Below are 15,774 nucleotides of genomic sequence, written 5' to 3' on the forward strand. Positions count from 1 at the left end.
TTACGATTCCGTCAAGATTTGGTAGACACCGGGTTCTCCCAACGATAAAGACCCCGGAATGCCCAGCGAACAGACCTTCCTCCAGACATGGCTCGGCGGAACCTTCGGCCACGTCGACGGTGACCTCGACTTCCTGAATGCAGATGGCTCAGCCATCGTCACGACCGGCGACTACGCCGAGATCGTCCAGTTTATCGAGGAGCAGGAAGAGGTCTTCATCGATCTGGTGGCCGGCGAACTGTTCGCCGGCTTCGCTCTCCAGTTCCCGGACGATGGAAATGTCGAGGCCGGCGTGTTCGCGCCGAGCTTCGCGATTCGAGGCAACGGCTATCGCTGGGATGTCTATCTTACCGACGCCTCGGACGGTGAGCTTCGTGGTCTGATCGACGAGCTTCAGCCGCAACAGGACGACACCTATACGGTTGAACGCCTGATCCCGCTACCCATCAACAATTTCGAGATGTCGGACGCGGACGCCGATCGCGCGACCGAAGGTTATCGGGTCTTCACTCTGGAGGAAATCGAGGCGGTCTTCTTCGCCCCTGTCGAGGAGCCGGCCGCGCCGGCGACCGAGCCGTCCGGCCACATCAACGACGCCGAAATCTGGGGCGACGTGACGCCCGAGATGCAGGCGCTCGAAGTCGCCATCTCCACCGCCAAGAATCGAGAGGCCAAGGAGTGGACGACCCACGACCCGAAGCCGTTCATGGACATCTTCCAGACCGTCTTCTCCAAGCACGTCGCCGGTAAGAAGGACGGCAACTCCGTCGTGCTGGGCGCGCTCGGGCAGCAGACCAAGCGGCGCACAAAGACCAACGTCATCCGCAATTCGATGATGGGGCTCGACATCGACTCGGGTGCGTCCATGGAGGAGACCTTCCAGCGCGTCCGCAAGATGGGTCTGGCCGCGATCTTCTACACCACGCACAGCCATGGCTCGACCGAGATCGAGATCGCCTACGACAAGTTCTATCGCTGGGCGCTCAAGAATGAGATCGAGCCGTCCGAGTCGACGGAACTGATCCGCCGCTACATGCGCGAGGAGACCAACTACGTCTCCGACGTGTGCGACCATTCCGAGTTCGTGGAGAAGCGTCACGAGGACGGCATGAAGCTGATCCTGCGCACCCGGCCGATCGACAAGTTCCGCGTGATCTTCCCGCTCAAGGAAGCCTTCGTCTACGCGCAGCAGCAAGGCGCGCATAAGGACGTGATCCATCAGTGGGAATTGAAGGTCCTCGGCATGGGCCGCTCGATCGGCGTCGAGATCGACCGCGTCGCGCGCGACCCGAGCCGCCTTTTCTACCTGCCGCGCCACGGTAAGGACTCTACCAACCATCGCATCATGCTGACCTGCGGTAAGCTGGTCGCCTATGAGGATGTCCCGGCCGCGTCCACCACCAGCCGCGTCTCTGACGATCCGTTCGATCAAGCCGCCGCGATCATGGGCGGCACCATGCGTGGCCGCACCATGTCACCGACACTCGGCCTCGATCTCGGTCAGTGGGCGAAGGACCACGCGCACGAGTTCGACATTGCCAGCGTCTTTCGCGATCATTGTTCGGATCGCATCCGCGTCGAGCAGACGCAGGACAAGCTAACGGTCGAGTGTCCGTTCGACGACGACCACTCCAATCCCGGTGATCCCGACGATCCCGGCTGCTTCATCCAGTCGGCCGGCATGGAGGCGGAGAGCTTTGCTTTCCATTGCAGCCACGCCGGCTGCGCCGGCCGCAACCGTCTGGTCATGCTCCAGAAGGCGATGCAGGAGGACTGGTTCCCCGACAACGTCCTCAACGACAAGGTCTATCTGGTCGAGAGCGAGGACGAGGAGGAGGAAAAGACCAAGGACGACGCCGGTCCGGATGCGGATGACGACGAGGTCGAGGACAAGGCCTATTCCGACCGTCATCAGGAGGCGGTCGAGGCCATCTCCAAAATCTCGAAGGAGGCCAAGCGCTCGCAGATCAAGGAGGTCTACGAACTGGTTGCGACACTCAACCGGTCGGACCGTGGTCAGTTGGCGAAGACGCTGGCGAAGAAGCTCGGACTCGTCAAGGATGACGTGATCGCCCACATCAACAGCCTGCGTTCCAGCGGCGCGGTCGAGGTTGATGACGAGACGCCGGACCCTGCCTCCGTGGTCAAGAATCTGAAGCGCAGGTACAAGGCGTTCAAGAACTCGAAGAAGCCGATCGTGCCGCAGATCGACGCCAACATGAAAGGCTCGATCGACTATTTCGTAGACACGGTCAGCACGGTGAACGATCAGAAGCCGATGCTCTTCCTGTACGGCTCGGAGAAAATCCGCTGCGTCCGGTCGACCAATAACGAGTTCCATCCCGAGACTCTGTCCAAGCCGGTGATGCGATCGGTGGCGATCGAGGAACTGGACGTGGTCGAGATCACGGCGGATGGGACCGTGAATCGAAAGGCCGTCAATGACGTGATGGCCGAGCAGGCTTGCATGTCGACCCGGTTGAAGCTGCACAAGCTCGACGGCTATTCCGACCTGCCCTACTTCACCCGTGAGGGCAAGCTGGTCACCACGCCCGGCTATGATCGCGACGGCCGGCGTATCCTGCGCCTCTCCGAGAATGCGGAAAGCGCCTATGCGCCGGACAAGTTGCTCCCGGTGACGGCCGAGAACCTGCGCTTGGCCAAGGATGAAATCCGCTACGTGTTCTCCGACTTCCCGTTCAAGGATGCGGAAGTCGGCGACGGCGGCGCGTCCTCCTATTGCCACCTTCTGGCAATGATGCTCCAGCCGCTGGTCCGATCCATGTTCGACGGCAACAGTCCGTTCTACATGGTCAACAAGCCGATGGCCGGCACAGGCGCGACGCTCATGGTCACCACGGCGATGCACATCGCCACCGGCACCAATCCTGGCACCGTGGCGATGTCGCACAATGACGAGGAGCTTCGCAAGGCGATCACGGCCCGGTTCCAGACCGGAACCAACGTCACCTTCTTCGACAACCTGACCCAGCCGTTGAGCAGTCCGCATCTGGCGAACCTCGCGACTTCGGCGGAATGGGAGGATCGCATCCTCGGCCAGACGACGATGACCAAGATTCCGAACCGGATGCAGGTGATCGTCGCCGGTAACAGCGTGCGGACCTCGGAGGAGAACACACGCCGCGTGCTGCCGATCTTCCTCGATACGCTCGACGATCCGACCGAGCGTAAGGGATTCAAAATCAACGACCTCAAGGGTTATGTCGAAGAGAACCGCGAGGAGCTTTTCAAATACCTTATCTTGTTGGTCCAGTATTGGCTCCAGAACCGCCCGGCCGGCTGGGACTATCGCAACTGGAAGGGTTTCAAGCTGCCGTCGTTCGAGCAGTATTGCGCCGTCATGGGCTCCATCATGGAGACGATCGGTGTCGAAGGCTTTGGCGTCAATTGCAAGTACGTCCGTGCCGAGAACTCGGACCGGCAGGCGTGGAACGTCTTCCTCGGCGAGGTCGCCTCGAAGGCCAAAATTACCGCACTCGTACCGTTCGTCGAGTCGAAGCCGTTCACCCAGCACCAGATGGCCGGCTGGTTCGTCGACTGGGAGAACAAGATGGAGCTTCGCGTCAACGGACAGGCGCGACCGCTTCAAGGTATCGACGTGGACGATGTCAACCGCGATTTCTCGCGTCTCGTGCCCGGCATCCAGAACAACATCTTCAAGATCATGTGGGAGGAAGCGCGCGACCACCATGTCGAGGTCAAGGTCCGCTTGCACGTCGGCAAGGACGCCAAAGGCGCGCCGCTCTTCACTCTGCGGCGGGTCGGCGAGAGCGCCGAGGCAGCCTAAAGAAAAGGCCCGGTCAATGCCGGGCCTTTTTGATTCATTCGCTCTTGAAGAGAAAAGCGCGGACCGCCGCGTCCTTGGCTTCGAGGAGTTTTCGGAGTGCCACGGTGCGCTCGGGGTTGCGCGGCAGCGTGTCGACGATGCTCTTGGCCATCTCGCCGAACGGGCGAGAGATGTCCTGCAAGTGCGCCGGAAGATGCTCGTAGGCGAAGAACTGAAGGATTGCTTCCTGCATAAAGACTCCGTGCTGATGTTGAAAAGAAAAAGCCCGGCTGGAGCCGGGCTTTCTTCCCCTGTTCTGTTTACAGGCCGGGGATGCCCAGTGGGTTACGCCGCGAGGCGGTTGGCCACAGGGAAATTGTCGTTTGCGACAGTTTCTAGGTTCGGACGATAACGGTGTACCTCACCGGGTCGCGTGTCCCCTTGCTCACAGCAGTCGATCCTATTTCGCCCCCATCATAACCACACTGAGCGCTGCCGTCTTGTGGAAGGCGCGGCCGTTGCCAGTGACGCCCACAGGCGTGATATCTAACCCCAAACGCGGGCCAGTGTGGTTATGGTGGAGGCGGCGGGTTCCGCCCCCGCGTCCTGCATGCAATCCAGTTTCCCGGATTACGACCATGCGACGTACATACTCCGAAGACCGAGGTGCTGTCAAGTGTTTCTTGCCTAGCCGGTCAAAATTTTCTGCGCCTGTGTGGTCAGGCCTCCATGCTCCACGATCGCCGCGAAGATGAAGTTGATGAGGTCCTGCGGATCAGTTTTTGGCTTCCGCTTCCCGAACTCCACCTGCTCGTACTCCTTCCAACGCTCATTGAGGGAGTCGGCGCAGGCCTTCGCCTTCGCCTGCGAAGCGAAGACGATCTCGACGCCGGGGAACTCCGCATCCTTCCAGAAGAGAATCGTGCGGCCCTTGCGATGGCAGAGCCGCCACGACTTGTCGTCATGCTGTCGCGCGCCGAAGGCCATCAGCCGTCCTCCAGTCCTGCCAAGGTCTCGCGAATCGTGGCGAGGCGCGTCGTGAAACCCAACGGCTCAAGAAACTCCTCGGATTTCCGCAGGTGGGTGACGATAGCCTCCTTCGTGATGGCTCCGTCCTTGATCCGCTTGTGGAAGTATTCGGCCGGCGTCAGGTTCTCAAGCGCGTGAGGACCCTTGGCCTGAGCGACGATCTGGAATCGCCTGAGCTTGATGTCCGCCTCCGAGGGAGGATGGTGATCGTCGATCCGATCGACCTCGACCATTTCCGGGAAAGCAATGACTTCATTTTCGTCCGACAGGAACAGCAGGACATTCGGCACCGGTAGGCGTCCGACCGTCACCGTGGGTTGGTGGGAGCCGGAGAGGTTGGCGAACTGCTCGGCGCGGGCACGCTTGGTCGTCCACGAGAAGCCTGTGTGGTTGAGTGCAGAGCCTCCGCGATAGACCTTCAGAGGGGCATCGCGCCGCGCCGCCCGCTTGATGAAGTCAAGCTCCTCGGCACTCATCGCCATGAACCGGGCCGGCGACTGGATGCGCGCCAGAGTCAGCATGTTCCTGATCTCAACTCCATGCAGGAAGAGAGATTCCGATTCACGCCAGACCCTGCGGAACAGGGACCAGAACGCCTCATCGGTAAGCTCCTCATGAATATCGTGCAGGGCGGAAACCCGCTCGAATTTGTCGTGCATCGTGAAGATGGCACGGACGAGATCGTCCAACATGTTTTTTGCCTCCCCGTAGAGTTTTGATTGACACAATCGGCAAGGAAATCTATACGGACTGCGATCGCGACAATCAATAGACTCTGTCGCGTTTTAACAAGGGATAAGTGGGGCAACATGTCCGATTTCGAGTTTATCGCCCAAGAGGGCAAGATGAGGTCCCATATCAAGGCGTGGAACAGGGGCGTCGAGTTCGACGAGGGCACCTATGCCCAACTTAGAAACATCGCCAGCCTGCCATTCATCCACAAGCATGTGGCCGCTATGCCAGATGCACATGTCGGCATCGGAGCGACGGTCGGTTCGGTCATCGCCACCAAGGGCGCAGTGATCCCGGCAGCGGTCGGAGTCGACCTCGGCTGCGGAATGATGGCGTGGCGCATCTCCCTGAAGGAGAGCGATCTGCCCGACTCGCTTGGCCACATCCGCGCCGAGATGGAGCGCGCGACGCCGCACGGTCGCACCAACAACGGTGAGAAGGGTGATCGCGGCGCGTGGGATAACGCTCCGACCTCTGCACTCAACCGCTGGAATGGTCTCTTCGATCGTTACGAACAGATCATCGCCAAGCACCCGAAGGCCAAGAGCTACAACGGCCTCAACCATCTCGGCACGCTCGGCACCGGCAACCACTTCATCGAGCTTTGCGGTGACGAGAATCAGGACCTCTGGGTCATGCTGCATTCCGGCTCGCGTGGCATCGGCAACAAGATCGGCTCCTACTTCATTGAGCAGGCGAAGAAGGAGATGGAGCGCTACCACGTCACCGAGTACCTGCCGAATGCGGACTGCGCCTATCTGGTCGAACACACCGAGCTTTTCCAAGACTATGTCGAGGCGGTTAGCTGGGCTCAGGACTTCGCGTGGGAGAACCGCAAGCAGATGATGCACCAGACCATTATGGCCCTGCGGAAGGTGCTGCCGCCGTTCGCTGTAACCCAAGAGGCGATCAACTGCCATCACAACTACATCTCTCGCGAGCATCATTTCGGCGAGAACGTGATCGTCACGCGCAAGGGCGCTGTCCGGGCGCGCGAAGGTGATCTCGGGATCATCCCCGGCTCCATGGCAACCGGCTCCTACATCGTGCGCGGCAAGGGGAATCACGATTCCTTCTGCTCGTGCTCGCATGGTGCCGGCCGGCGCATGAGCCGTGGTCAGGCCTTCAAGGCGATCAGCCTCGAAGACCACATCAAGGCGACCGAGGGGGTTGAGTGCAGAAAGGATGCCGACGTGATCGACGAGAGCCCGGCAGCCTACAAGGACCTCGGCGCGGTGCTCGCCGCCCAGTCCGATCTCGTCGAGGTCGTGCACCGGCTGCGGACGCTCGTGAACGTCAAGGGTTGAGTGCAGATGGGCGACCGGCTGCTCCTTGAGTGGAGCAAGAAAGGCATCTGGTACGGTTCGACAGACCCAAAGTACGTCGAACCGTACCGTGAATGGGCTCTGGAAGCCCTATCCAAAACATCCGAGCGCTACGTCTATCTGCACGGCAGGGCTCGGATTTCATTCTACGAGGGATGTTGACGGTAATGGAATCTGTTGTCGTTGAGTTCCCGACTGGGCGGCGCGAAGTCGCCGCCTATCTCGACACGTCGCGAAGGCGTGCGCTCCAGCTTCCAGTGGTCACGCCAGCACCGATTCCCGGCTATCGCTTCGAGCAGTCGATCGCCGGAGACTGGTACGCCTTTGAAACATGGAGGGACTAATGTCTGATCCTTCTCCGTGGGCCAACCCGCCTAAGAACGTTCCGGAACCTCGGCGTCCACAGGCCTTCGTCGCGATCTCATCAGTCGAATATGACCGGGTCTGTGAGCACCTGATCCGGGTGGCGGCTGGTCTTAGACGCCTTGCCGGTAAGAAGGTCGCCCTTGGTTTTGGCTGGACCACCATGCCGGCGTTGAAGCTCGACGATAGTCAATTGCGGGAGCGGGTCGTCATCAACAACGACATTCCGCAGCGGTACGGACGCCTTCTCGACGATAGGGGTGAATGGGCTGAAGCACCCCTTACCAATCTCTTTCCCTCGATCGAGGACAGGTCGAAGGAAGACGATGAGGTAGGTCAGTGGACCTACTTCTTTGTGGACTGGTTCGAAAGGCCGGCGTGCCATGGGTAGCGCGGCCGACGACCTGTTCGACGCGGTGCTGCGTGAGCAGGAGATGCGACATATCCTGCGCACCGCCTGCCCCTGTCACAATGAGAGCAACTGGTTCCGCAACGACGATGGCGTGATGGAATGCCGTCAATGCGGGGAAATGGTGGATGAATAGGATGAGTGCAGAGCCTCAATACAAGAACATTCCAACGGTCTGCGTCACCGTCGTGCCGTTGACCACTGACAACAGGTTCAGCGGCATATTGCTGGTGAAGCGCGGTCTCAAGGACGATTGGCACGGTAAGTTGGCGCTACCGGGCGGCTATCAGGAGTTTGGCGAGACGTGGCAGGAGGCAGCCGCGCGCGAAGTTCGCGAGGAGACCGGGCACGAGGTCGAGATCGCGAGCAGGCCTTTTGCAGTCATGACGGTTCCGTCCGGCCACAACCTAATTTTCGGCGTGGCTTATCCGATCCCGTTCGACCAGCATGCCAACTACGAGCAGGTCGAGACGCTGGAGATCATGGCCGGCCGGGAGCCGTTCGAGCTTGCCTTTCCAGCGCACACCCAGATTTACAATACGTGCCTGAGATTCCTCCGACAATCGCTGGACCTGAGCCACCTTTTCAGTAAAACTTGACAGATACGTCCAGAATATCTAACCGAGAACGTAAATGGGAGTGTACTCATGAACGCCTTCTTCGCCCTCGCCTTCTGGCTCACCATGCTCGCGTCGTGGCTGACGCACTTCTACGTCTCGATCGTCGACGACAGGATCGCCCTCCTCTTCCTTGGGACGTTTGTCCCTCCGATCGGCTGGCTGCACGGCCTCGGCGTCTGGGTGGGTCTCTTCTGATGGCCCAGCCGGTCGCGTTTGCCGGTCAGACGGACATCCTCGGCGCACCAAAGGGGAGTGCCGGCGTCAAGCCCCTCCCCTGCTATATGGACGGATCACAGGTGATCTCGGCGTGGCAACTTTCGCCTGAGGAGATCGAGGAGGTCCTGCGCACGGGCATCGTCTGGTGCTTCGTCATGAGCAGCAACCAGCCGCCAGTTTACCTTACCGGCACGAACCCGTTTCCCAAGACACAAAACTGACGACAATGAGCCTCTGTCATGCTATCTCTTTGACATGACAGAGATTCAGAAGCTTGAGCGCGCAATCAACCAAGTCCTCGCCGAGGCAAAGCCCGGTGACGTATTCCTGTGTTGCGCGCAGCACGTAGGCGACTGCCCGCACTATGCCGAGCAGACCTGCGACTGTCCCATGATCACGATCACCGAGGAGACGACGGCCGCTGAGGTCGTCGCCCTCTATCAGCAGCAGCCGAAGCACTGATCATTCCGTCGTCGTGAACTTGGTGCGGTGCTTGACACAGAACGGGCACTGCCATCCGTACTTGCGCGTTCTCTTGTAGCCACGCGCTCTCGCTTCCTCGGCCGATCGCTTCATCATCCAGTCCGGCCGCTGCCCAGTCCTGAACAGGAGACCTGAGTTTTCCGCGTCTTGCGTGGCGCACGACATCATCCCATAGGGCGGAGCCTTGCGCCAAATACTGTCCGGCACATCCTCAGCCGGCGTGTCGCAGTGTATTTCAATCCAGACAGCCATTCCAAATCTCCTCGGTATCAATGACCGGAAAACCCTGCTGGCGCGACCGGCAGACCATGTCGGCCGTCCCGGAGCCTCCGGGCATGGCCACGACGGCATGTGGGCGCGGCTGGCTGTCCAGTATGGCTTGGTTGCGGCGAGGCCCTGCGGCCTTCCTGAAGCGCTCCCAGTCGGCCTTGGTGATCGGCAGTGCACGCTCGCCGACTGAGTTCGATCGAGCCCAGAAGCCGAGCAGCTTGTCGGCACCTGTAGCGTTCCCGTGGGTGATGAAGCTCGGGTTGAGGATGGACTTGATCGGCTGCATCGAGAGATCGAGGAACTTCAAGTTAAGGAAATTCCGTCCACCGGTCCCGGCAATGACAATGCGTTGGAGAGGACCCCAGCGCTCGATGATCTCAGTTAGAGCGGCGCGCGCCTCGGCTATCAGCGCGCGCCGGTATCTCTCCAACACCTTATCCGTCGTCGTCATTGGACGCTTCGATCTGGAGCGGCAGCGGGCCGGACTGGAGAGCGGTGATGCCGGCGCGATTGATCACGTTCTGCATGTAGCCGTGTATTTCCTGTTTGGCCTTCTCGACGACCTCTTCCGTGTACTCGGCGAAGGATTTTGCGAGGAAAGGATAGTTGGCGGTGAGGTCCTGAATGACCATATCAAGAGCGTCCTTGATCTCAGCCGTCTTACCCTTCGGCAGGTTCATGCTGTCGATCCTCTCCTGCACCGTCTTGATGCGTCCGACCGTCCGCTTCGAGGCTTCCTTGAACTCCTCGGCAGACTGCTTCGTCCGAGCTTCCGGATCAGGAAGCGCAGGGATGATCTCTCCACCGATGTAACGGATCGTGCACTGAGTTCCGTCGCCGACGTTAGGCGACGAGATCAGCGTCGCCCACTGCGCCTCGGACATATCGATCTCGATCAACTGTCCACGAGCATGTGGTCGATCGTGATAGAGGCTGCGGTGAAGCTCGCTGCGCGCGATCCTGAGACGGATGGTGGCATTGTGTTGGAAGTCAGAGCCATAGAGGCTGGCACGCCCTCCGGTCATACGACTGACACCAACCTGCCCGAAGGCAGGATGTGTGGTGACAGTCTCTCTGTCTCTGCCGGGTCCCACGGCCGCTACGGTCTTCGGCTCTTCAACTGGTCTCATCAGAACAAAACCTCTCCCCAATTACGCCGCGACCTGATTGCGGCTTCGTCAATCATCGACTGTTTCCACTTGACCCGGCCGACGACTACCACGTCCTCGATCGGGTAACAGCATCCGGCCACGCCGGAGCCACAGACGTACTCAGCTTGGGTCTCGTCGCACCATGCAAGGCGCGTCTTACCCTTGCCTGTATCGAACTCGCGGCACGACTCTTCGAGGATGTCTGCGATGATGGCCTCGAATCCAGTCAGTTTCGACGGCTTTCGCACATGTGCCTTCATGTAGCCCGTGACGCGCCACGTGTAGGGTCGCTGTCGCCACTTGGCATCCTCCACCGCTCTAGGATGATCCTCGCGCAGTTGGATGATATCGCCGATCCGAGGCACAAAACGAACAAGGGCGGTGCCCATGAATCTATCTCCGTCGTGTTGACGTTGATAGATTTACTAGACACCACCCGTCAAGTCAATCTGGACAGTTCAGGCAAGGTTAATGCTGGACGCCCTGAACCTGTTTTCCGCAGCCGGGGCAGACGATATACCAGACGGTGTCTCTACCGCCACCGTAGTCGGTGTAGCTGAGGGTCTGGACTTCCGACCGGGTGTAACGGAGCCGGGAGGCGCACGAGCGGCAGGTGCATTCGAACACCTGCGACTCGTCCCGACCGACAATCTGAACCATCAAAGCCCCCTGTACTGTGCCCGCTCTCGAACCTCGGCGAAGTTCCAGTGCTTGATCATCGGCACGGTGCTACGATCATCCATCCGGTAGACCGTCTGGAGGAGATCGCCGGGGACGGTGTATGGTCCTTCCGTGGGGATGGTTACGATGCCTTCGGTGCCGGGCATCCGGATGACATGCTGCACGCCGGCCTTTGACGCCTTCGACGGGTCGGTCTTCGGCTTCTTCTGGACGCTGTACCACGAGCCATCCGTGCGACCGATCGCCGAGGCCTTCATGGCGAAGCGCAGCGTGTCGCGGTTGACGTGCTGAAGCAGGCCGGCACCCATGCCGAAGGCGACGTTGTCGAGCGACCAGCCGTTTCCGATCATGGCGTCGACGATCTCGGTCAGGCTCTCGCGATCGATGCCGTCGCCCTGAATGAGGCGGACCTTCGGGTGCAGGACCTTGTAGCCCTTCGAGTTGGTGGTGAAGCCCCATTCGTCGGCAAGCATCTCCAGCGACGACAAGACCAGATCAAGCGGATCGCCGCTGTCCGGGCGGATCACCAACGTCCCCTCGCGCGCATTCACGAGAGCACTCAGGTCACGACTCCAAATCTTCTGGAGTGCGTTCCAGTAGTCGTAGCTGTCGGAGACGACGGCGACGAGTCCACGCGGGAACTTCTCCAGCATGTTGCGATAGGCGTCGTTCTCGCGATCCGCACCCCACGACGTGATCGTGCTGTGCTCGGCGGCCGGGATCGAGAAGCCAGCCATGCCAGCATGGTAGTAGCGCTGGGCGAAGTACGCACCCATCATGGTGTCAGTGCCCTTGAAGTTCACCAGATGCGCCGCGCCGCCGATGCCGGCCTGCTCATTTGCACCCGTACCACGCGCGCCGAAATCATGGAGCTTGAACGGGGCCTGCCCGGCAGGATCATCGGACGACCGCATCAGCGCGTCGACGATCACCTTCTTGATCTCGCGCGAGTTGGTGGCCACGGTCGACGGATACCAGACCGCGCGCAGCAGCGCCGTCTCGACGTAGCTGGTCAGCCACGGCAGGCGCGGATCGGTGTTGACAACCTGCACCATCGGAGTCCCGGTTGGCACCACCGTGCCCTCGGAAAGCGCCTTGATCTCTAGTGGTAGATATCCGTCGTATTCGTGAGCGATGATCTCCCAGCCGGTGCGATTGAACGGTACGCCGTGCGCCTCGCAGAAGGCCTCAGCCTCATCGATCACATTGGCGGTGACCTGCGGACCCCACAGCAGATATTCCTTGATGAACATCTGGAGGCCGAAGAAGACGACCTCGTCGTAGCCCTCCACCGGCCGCGCCTCGATGTAAGAGTTCACGAAGGCCGTCTCAGGCGGGTACTGGAGGAAGTGCGAAGTCTTGTAGCTGTCGGTATTCAGAATCGGATTGATCTTCATGATTACAGTCCCAACATGTCCTGAATGATGCTGAAGTGATCTTCGAAGAACTCACCGCGCTCCAGTGAGTCGACCGGGTGCCAGTTGGCACTCTCGGCGTCGTCCGCGCCGTTCACCCGCCACAACGGCTTGGCGTCCGGCAGACGGAACAGGAAGGCGTGCGTTACCGTCCGACCGCGAGTTGACCGATAGGGATTGTCGAAGACCTTGCTCTCGGTGATGTACGTGTCTAGCCGGCCGGGAGGGATGCGTCCGCGCCCGTCCGCGATCTCCGTCTCCTCGCGCAGTTCACGCACGGCCGCTGTACGGATGCGCTCGTACTGGTCGATGAAGCCGCCCGGCAGTGCGAGCAGACCCTTGCCGGGATAGTCTCCGCGCCGGATCAGGAGGATGTGGCCGGACTGGACGACGACGGCGTCGACCGTGATGAAGGTCGGCGGGAAGGGTGCCGCCTCCCACGAGCGCCGGTAGCGCGAGATCGACTCGTGCTCGTAGTGGAGATTCCAATAGAAGTCGGAACTTACCCAGTCGTTCAGATATTGCCCGACTTCAGCAGGCATGGCCGTCGCGTCGATCTTCTTGAGGAAGGAGAAATAGGCGTTACGAATCGTGGTCGCGTCGAGCGTTCTGCGCGTCGACTGGATGTCGAGCGAGCCCCAGTCCGGGAAGAGCTTCAGATAGAAACTCGACTGATCCTTCGAGTAGCCGACCAGAACGATGTCGTCGCCATAGGCGTTTTCGTTCACGCTGTTGCGGACCTCAGCGATCCAGCGCTCATCGCTGGGATAGTCGCAGATCGGCAGGAACTCGACCCGGCCGATCTCCTCGTCGGACAGGGTGCGGCTGATCATCTGCACCCGTTCATGGAACAGCCACGGGTTGCGCGTCGACCGCGCCGCGCCGGCCGAGCCGACGAGGATCAGAAGTTTGTCGAGTTGGGAAAGAGATTCGCGGACGATCTGGAGATGGCCGCAGTGAAAGGGCTGGAAACGCCCTATAAAGACGCCAGTGCGCATGAGACACCCTCATGATGTTGAAGAGGTCACGCCCACCGCGTGACCATGCTCTTACTACTCCGATCGGAGTCGTTTGTCAAGAATTAGTTTACATCGCCAGAACAGGACTGAGTTCGGCAAGCCGCTGCAACGGCATCCGCTGGTCGGCGATCATGCGGTAGAGCGGCATCTGTTCGCGACCACCTTGGAAGAAGGTCATCATGAAGAAATCGAACTCGTCGATGTGCTTGCCGGCCCAGATCGGATCGCGCGTCAGAAGGTCATGCTGGTGGTGGCAGTAGCGATCGGCGAGCTTGACCAGCGACGCCCGTGGATCGGACGCAGCGCGCGGCAGTGAGATGGCCTTGGCTTCGCTCCGGGACAATCCCTCGGGATCGGTCACGAGGTCGACGATCCGCGCAATCTCGTTGCCGTAGGCGTAGCGGATGTCCTCGCTCTCGACATCGGTATCCTCGACGATGTCGTGCAGCCACGCCGCCGCGATGGTCTCCTGATCGGTCGTGAACAGTGCCACCATCCCGGCGACGGCCGTCAGGTGGTGCGTGTAGGGAAGATTGCCGTAGGTCTGGTTGCGGTGATGCTCGACCGCGAGCGCACGCGCCGTATCGGCGACAGTTCGGTTTTTCATACAGGTCTCCTTGAGCCGGTCAGAGGTAATCCTTGACCTCCCGGACTGTCCAGAGTATCTGTCCAAGACTGCGCGACTGTCAAGCGTATCTTTTCACTCTTATGGTTAACGACGTGGTGGCGGAGTGGCTTACGCGCCGGATTGCAACCCCGGTCACGCCGGTTCAATTCCGGCTCACGTCTCCAACTCCCCTGAGCAAATGCGGCATTTCAAGATCATCACTCAAGACGACTGCAAATACTGTGACCGCGCGAAGGCGCTGATTCGGGAGATGGGTGATACCTTCTCCGAGATCAATCTTTCGACATTCACTGAGGAGGCGCGGGGCGCGTTCAAGAAACGCTACGGGACCGTTCCGCAGGTCTTCCTCGAAACGGTGCGCATTGGCGGCTCCGACGATCTTGCGGCATGGTACGCTACTTAGCCGACTCCTTGACGTGGTAGGCGTCGCCTTCCTTGTCCTTGACCAGTATTCCCCTCTTGGCCATCTCGGACAGAGCGGCCCATACCGTCTGCTTGCGGATACCATCACCGAGCGCTGCGATGATCTCGGCGCTCGTCATCGGACGTTCCTGACCAATTAATATGGTTGTGATTTGCTGCTTTATCGGCGGTTTTTTCTCGATAACGGCCGACATGAAATCCTTTGCGGCGCGCTTCGTAGATGGTGGGTTTACCGGGCCATTCGATTTTCGAGTCTTGGGAGCGGCGTGCGATTCCGTTTGTCGTTGCTGGTCGGCTTTCTTGAAGGAGTGGTAGGCCCCGGCCTCGATCGGCTCTCGGAGAGATTCGATCGTGTTTCTGACATCCTCCAATTTGTTTATTCTGATTTTTAATGCTTCGATCTCGCGGTCGATCTGGGCGCACATCGCATCGATGTCCATTAACGACTCCCTGTCCCCTTGGTTTGTTGTTGCTGCGGTTCTCCGCAGACGATTACCTCACCCAAGGTCAGACCTTATCTGAAATATGGCATCATGGGTATAACTCGTGCGTTAAGGAGGCTGGAAATTAACGGACGAAATCATAAGTCATTATGTCGCATAATTCGTCGGCTTTTAAGCCGGGTGGGTGCACCATCTAGGGTGCTTTCTGAAGGCGGGCAAGCGACTCATACGTGTACGCATGAAAAAGCCCCGACCGCTATCGGCCGGGGCTCTGTACTCATCACATTTTGTCGAAATCGACAGCGTCATTGACCGGGATTAGAAGCTCTTCGAGATCGAGCATCACGTCCTCGTACTTCTTGATGAAGGCCTTGGTCACCTGCACGTCCGGGAGCGCGACGCTGTTGGGCTGGGCGTAGAGGGTGCCGAGCCCATCGACGTAAGCATCCTTGTTGACCTGCCTGACGCGGAGGGTCGTGTCACCCTTCGGGCGCTCATGCTTGAACCAGTTCCAGAATGCCTTGTCGACATCCTCGGCCTTGCCCCACGAATTTCCTCCGACCACGATAAAGTGGTTGAGCGGCTGTTGCTCACTCATGTTGACACTCCTATAAGGTTTTCAAAGAACATTCCGCCTCATTGGCAGCATCTATATCATAGCATATCTGGTTGATATTGCAACAACTTTGTTCTTTGTAAGAATACTTGCGAGACAAGACTAGGTTGAGTGCAGACTAACTTTGAATACTACTGCAAACACGAAAAAGGCCCGGTGGGAGA

The 15,774-nt window shown here is 59.6% G+C and carries 22 protein-coding genes, 1 tRNA gene and 1 other RNA gene; 11 read left to right on the plus strand and 13 right to left on the minus strand.

Annotation, left to right across the window (positions count from 1 at the left end; translation table 11 throughout):
- Window positions 1–58: 58 nt before the first annotated feature.
- The gene (locus HUI96_RS08910) at window positions 59–3,808 is read left to right on the plus strand and encodes a hypothetical protein (protein ID WP_188254310.1); all 3,750 of its coding nucleotides are present in this window, start codon (window positions 59–61) and stop codon (window positions 3,806–3,808) included.
- 34 nt (window positions 3,809–3,842) lie between these two features.
- On the opposite strand, the gene HUI96_RS08915 is transcribed toward HUI96_RS08910, so the two are convergent.
- From HUI96_RS08915 to HUI96_RS08930, 4 genes are all read right to left on the minus strand, one after another.
- Window positions 3,843–4,040 carry a hypothetical protein gene (locus tag HUI96_RS08915; RefSeq protein WP_188254311.1) on the minus strand — a complete coding sequence of 66 codons (198 nt, stop codon included), beginning with the start codon at window positions 4,038–4,040 and terminating at the stop codon, window positions 3,843–3,845.
- Window positions 4,041–4,132: 92 nt separating this feature from the next.
- Window positions 4,133–4,444, minus strand: a transfer-messenger RNA (tmRNA) gene (ssrA, locus tag HUI96_RS08920).
- Window positions 4,445–4,474: 30 nt separating this feature from the next.
- On the minus strand, window positions 4,475–4,774 hold the full coding sequence (locus HUI96_RS08925; protein WP_188254312.1) for a hypothetical protein: 300 nt from the start codon (window positions 4,772–4,774) through the stop codon (window positions 4,475–4,477).
- On the minus strand, window positions 4,774–5,508 hold the full coding sequence (locus HUI96_RS08930; RefSeq protein WP_188254313.1) for a hypothetical protein: 735 nt from the start codon (window positions 5,506–5,508) through the stop codon (window positions 4,774–4,776). The genes HUI96_RS08925 and HUI96_RS08930 overlap by 1 nt, the downstream gene beginning before the upstream one ends.
- Window positions 5,509–5,661: 153 nt before the next feature.
- On the opposite strand from HUI96_RS08930, the gene HUI96_RS08935 reads away from it, so the two are divergent.
- From HUI96_RS08935 to HUI96_RS08970, 8 genes are all read left to right on the plus strand, one after another.
- The gene (locus HUI96_RS08935; protein WP_237684043.1) at window positions 5,662–6,855 is read left to right on the plus strand and encodes an RtcB family protein; all 1,194 of its coding nucleotides are present in this window, start codon (window positions 5,662–5,664) and stop codon (window positions 6,853–6,855) included.
- Window positions 6,856–7,040: 185 nt separating this feature from the next.
- The gene (locus tag HUI96_RS08940; RefSeq protein WP_188254315.1) at window positions 7,041–7,217 is read left to right on the plus strand and encodes a hypothetical protein; all 177 of its coding nucleotides are present in this window, start codon (window positions 7,041–7,043) and stop codon (window positions 7,215–7,217) included.
- On the plus strand, window positions 7,217–7,627 hold the full coding sequence (locus HUI96_RS08945) for a hypothetical protein (protein WP_188254316.1): 411 nt from the start codon (window positions 7,217–7,219) through the stop codon (window positions 7,625–7,627). Before HUI96_RS08940 ends, HUI96_RS08945 begins: the two co-directional genes overlap by 1 nt.
- Window positions 7,620–7,781, plus strand: a complete 162-nt coding sequence (locus HUI96_RS08950) for a hypothetical protein (protein ID WP_188254317.1) — start codon at window positions 7,620–7,622, stop codon at window positions 7,779–7,781. Before HUI96_RS08945 ends, HUI96_RS08950 begins: the two co-directional genes overlap by 8 nt.
- 1 nt (window position 7,782) lies before the next feature.
- Window positions 7,783–8,244, plus strand: coding sequence for an NUDIX domain-containing protein (locus HUI96_RS08955; protein ID WP_188254318.1), 462 nt, complete (start codon window positions 7,783–7,785; stop codon window positions 8,242–8,244).
- 48 nt (window positions 8,245–8,292) lie between these two features.
- Complete coding sequence (locus HUI96_RS08960) at window positions 8,293–8,460, plus strand: hypothetical protein (RefSeq protein ID WP_188254319.1); 168 nt, start codon at window positions 8,293–8,295, stop codon at window positions 8,458–8,460.
- Window positions 8,460–8,702 (plus strand): hypothetical protein, encoded by a 243-nt coding sequence (locus HUI96_RS08965; RefSeq protein ID WP_188254320.1) that lies wholly within the window; start codon window positions 8,460–8,462, stop codon window positions 8,700–8,702. The genes HUI96_RS08960 and HUI96_RS08965 overlap by 1 nt, the downstream gene beginning before the upstream one ends.
- Window positions 8,703–8,736: 34 nt before the next feature.
- Window positions 8,737–8,943, plus strand: coding sequence for a hypothetical protein (locus HUI96_RS08970; RefSeq protein WP_188254321.1), 207 nt, complete (start codon window positions 8,737–8,739; stop codon window positions 8,941–8,943).
- Here the strand turns inward: HUI96_RS08970 and HUI96_RS08975 are convergent, their stop codons facing one another.
- The 7 genes from HUI96_RS08975 to HUI96_RS09005 form a co-directional block, all read right to left on the minus strand.
- Window positions 8,944–9,216, minus strand: coding sequence for a hypothetical protein (locus tag HUI96_RS08975; RefSeq protein ID WP_188254322.1), 273 nt, complete (start codon window positions 9,214–9,216; stop codon window positions 8,944–8,946).
- A complete protein-coding gene (locus HUI96_RS08980) occupies window positions 9,200–9,685 on the minus strand; it encodes a hypothetical protein (RefSeq protein WP_188254323.1) in 486 nt (161 codons plus the stop codon). The genes HUI96_RS08975 and HUI96_RS08980 overlap by 17 nt, the downstream gene beginning before the upstream one ends.
- Window positions 9,669–10,259, minus strand: a complete 591-nt coding sequence (locus tag HUI96_RS08985; protein ID WP_188254324.1) for a hypothetical protein — start codon at window positions 10,257–10,259, stop codon at window positions 9,669–9,671. Before HUI96_RS08985 ends, HUI96_RS08980 begins: the two co-directional genes overlap by 17 nt.
- Window positions 10,260–10,363: 104 nt before the next feature.
- A complete protein-coding gene (locus HUI96_RS08990) occupies window positions 10,364–10,774 on the minus strand; it encodes a hypothetical protein (RefSeq protein ID WP_188254325.1) in 411 nt (136 codons plus the stop codon).
- 270 nt (window positions 10,775–11,044) lie between these two features.
- Window positions 11,045–12,463 (minus strand): nicotinate phosphoribosyltransferase, encoded by a 1,419-nt coding sequence (locus tag HUI96_RS08995; RefSeq protein WP_188254326.1) that lies wholly within the window; start codon window positions 12,461–12,463, stop codon window positions 11,045–11,047.
- Window positions 12,464–12,465: 2 nt separating this feature from the next.
- A complete protein-coding gene (locus tag HUI96_RS09000) occupies window positions 12,466–13,479 on the minus strand; it encodes a bifunctional nicotinamide-nucleotide adenylyltransferase/Nudix hydroxylase (RefSeq protein ID WP_188254327.1) in 1,014 nt (337 codons plus the stop codon).
- Between the two features lie 88 nt (window positions 13,480–13,567).
- Window positions 13,568–14,107 carry an HD domain-containing protein gene (locus HUI96_RS09005; RefSeq protein WP_188254328.1) on the minus strand — a complete coding sequence of 180 codons (540 nt, stop codon included), beginning with the start codon at window positions 14,105–14,107 and terminating at the stop codon, window positions 13,568–13,570.
- 110 nt (window positions 14,108–14,217) lie between these two features.
- Here HUI96_RS09005 and HUI96_RS09010 point away from each other — a divergent pair.
- Together HUI96_RS09010 and HUI96_RS09015 are read left to right on the plus strand one after the other, a co-directional pair.
- Window positions 14,218–14,292: transfer RNA gene (locus tag HUI96_RS09010), tRNA-Cys, on the plus strand.
- Between the two features lie 14 nt (window positions 14,293–14,306).
- On the plus strand, window positions 14,307–14,531 hold the full coding sequence (locus HUI96_RS09015) for a glutaredoxin domain-containing protein (protein ID WP_188254329.1): 225 nt from the start codon (window positions 14,307–14,309) through the stop codon (window positions 14,529–14,531).
- Here the strand turns inward: HUI96_RS09015 and HUI96_RS09020 are convergent.
- Both HUI96_RS09020 and HUI96_RS09025 read right to left on the minus strand, forming a co-directional pair.
- Window positions 14,524–14,991, minus strand: a complete 468-nt coding sequence (locus HUI96_RS09020) for a hypothetical protein (protein WP_188254330.1) — start codon at window positions 14,989–14,991, stop codon at window positions 14,524–14,526. The two genes, HUI96_RS09015 and HUI96_RS09020, sit on opposite strands and share 8 nt — an antisense overlap.
- 283 nt (window positions 14,992–15,274) lie before the next feature.
- Window positions 15,275–15,592, minus strand: a complete 318-nt coding sequence (locus tag HUI96_RS09025; RefSeq protein WP_188254331.1) for a hypothetical protein — start codon at window positions 15,590–15,592, stop codon at window positions 15,275–15,277.
- Window positions 15,593–15,774: the final 182 nt, after the last annotated feature.

The sequence above is a fragment of the Pseudaminobacter soli (ex Zhang et al. 2022) genome (assembly GCF_014595955.1).
GTDB classification, from domain to species: domain Bacteria; phylum Pseudomonadota; class Alphaproteobacteria; order Rhizobiales; family Rhizobiaceae; genus Kumtagia; species Kumtagia pseudosoli.

Excerpts from the sequence above, each read along its gene's own strand:
- HUI96_RS08930 (WP_188254313.1), bottom strand. The coding sequence starts at position 5,508 with ATGTTGGACGATCTCGTCCGTGCCATCTTCACGATGCACGACAAATTC.
- HUI96_RS08980 (WP_188254323.1), bottom strand. The coding sequence starts at position 9,685 with ATGACGACGACGGATAAGGTGTTGGAGAGATACCGGCGCGCGCTGATA.
- HUI96_RS08935 (WP_237684043.1), top strand. The coding sequence starts at position 5,662 with ATGAGGTCCCATATCAAGGCGTGGAACAGGGGCGTCGAGTTCGACGAG.
- HUI96_RS08955 (WP_188254318.1), top strand. The coding sequence starts at position 7,783 with ATGAGTGCAGAGCCTCAATACAAGAACATTCCAACGGTCTGCGTCACC.
- HUI96_RS08925 (WP_188254312.1), bottom strand. The coding sequence starts at position 4,774 with ATGGCCTTCGGCGCGCGACAGCATGACGACAAGTCGTGGCGGCTCTGC.
- HUI96_RS08940 (WP_188254315.1), top strand. The coding sequence starts at position 7,041 with ATGGAATCTGTTGTCGTTGAGTTCCCGACTGGGCGGCGCGAAGTCGCC.
- HUI96_RS09015 (WP_188254329.1), top strand. The coding sequence starts at position 14,307 with ATGCGGCATTTCAAGATCATCACTCAAGACGACTGCAAATACTGTGAC.
- HUI96_RS08910 (WP_188254310.1), top strand. The coding sequence starts at position 59 with ATGCCCAGCGAACAGACCTTCCTCCAGACATGGCTCGGCGGAACCTTC.
- HUI96_RS08990 (WP_188254325.1), bottom strand. The coding sequence starts at position 10,774 with ATGGGCACCGCCCTTGTTCGTTTTGTGCCTCGGATCGGCGATATCATC.
- HUI96_RS09000 (WP_188254327.1), bottom strand. The coding sequence starts at position 13,479 with ATGCGCACTGGCGTCTTTATAGGGCGTTTCCAGCCCTTTCACTGCGGC.
- HUI96_RS08995 (WP_188254326.1), bottom strand. The coding sequence starts at position 12,463 with ATGAAGATCAATCCGATTCTGAATACCGACAGCTACAAGACTTCGCAC.
- HUI96_RS08965 (WP_188254320.1), top strand. The coding sequence starts at position 8,460 with ATGGCCCAGCCGGTCGCGTTTGCCGGTCAGACGGACATCCTCGGCGCA.
- HUI96_RS08970 (WP_188254321.1), top strand. The coding sequence starts at position 8,737 with ATGACAGAGATTCAGAAGCTTGAGCGCGCAATCAACCAAGTCCTCGCC.
- HUI96_RS08945 (WP_188254316.1), top strand. The coding sequence starts at position 7,217 with ATGTCTGATCCTTCTCCGTGGGCCAACCCGCCTAAGAACGTTCCGGAA.
- HUI96_RS08915 (WP_188254311.1), bottom strand. The coding sequence starts at position 4,040 with ATGCAGGAAGCAATCCTTCAGTTCTTCGCCTACGAGCATCTTCCGGCG.
- HUI96_RS09025 (WP_188254331.1), bottom strand. The coding sequence starts at position 15,592 with ATGAGTGAGCAACAGCCGCTCAACCACTTTATCGTGGTCGGAGGAAAT.
- HUI96_RS08975 (WP_188254322.1), bottom strand. The coding sequence starts at position 9,216 with ATGGCTGTCTGGATTGAAATACACTGCGACACGCCGGCTGAGGATGTG.
- HUI96_RS09005 (WP_188254328.1), bottom strand. The coding sequence starts at position 14,107 with ATGAAAAACCGAACTGTCGCCGATACGGCGCGTGCGCTCGCGGTCGAG.
- HUI96_RS08960 (WP_188254319.1), top strand. The coding sequence starts at position 8,293 with ATGAACGCCTTCTTCGCCCTCGCCTTCTGGCTCACCATGCTCGCGTCG.
- HUI96_RS08950 (WP_188254317.1), top strand. The coding sequence starts at position 7,620 with ATGGGTAGCGCGGCCGACGACCTGTTCGACGCGGTGCTGCGTGAGCAG.
- HUI96_RS08985 (WP_188254324.1), bottom strand. The coding sequence starts at position 10,259 with ATGACCGGAGGGCGTGCCAGCCTCTATGGCTCTGACTTCCAACACAAT.
- HUI96_RS09020 (WP_188254330.1), bottom strand. The coding sequence starts at position 14,991 with ATGGACATCGATGCGATGTGCGCCCAGATCGACCGCGAGATCGAAGCA.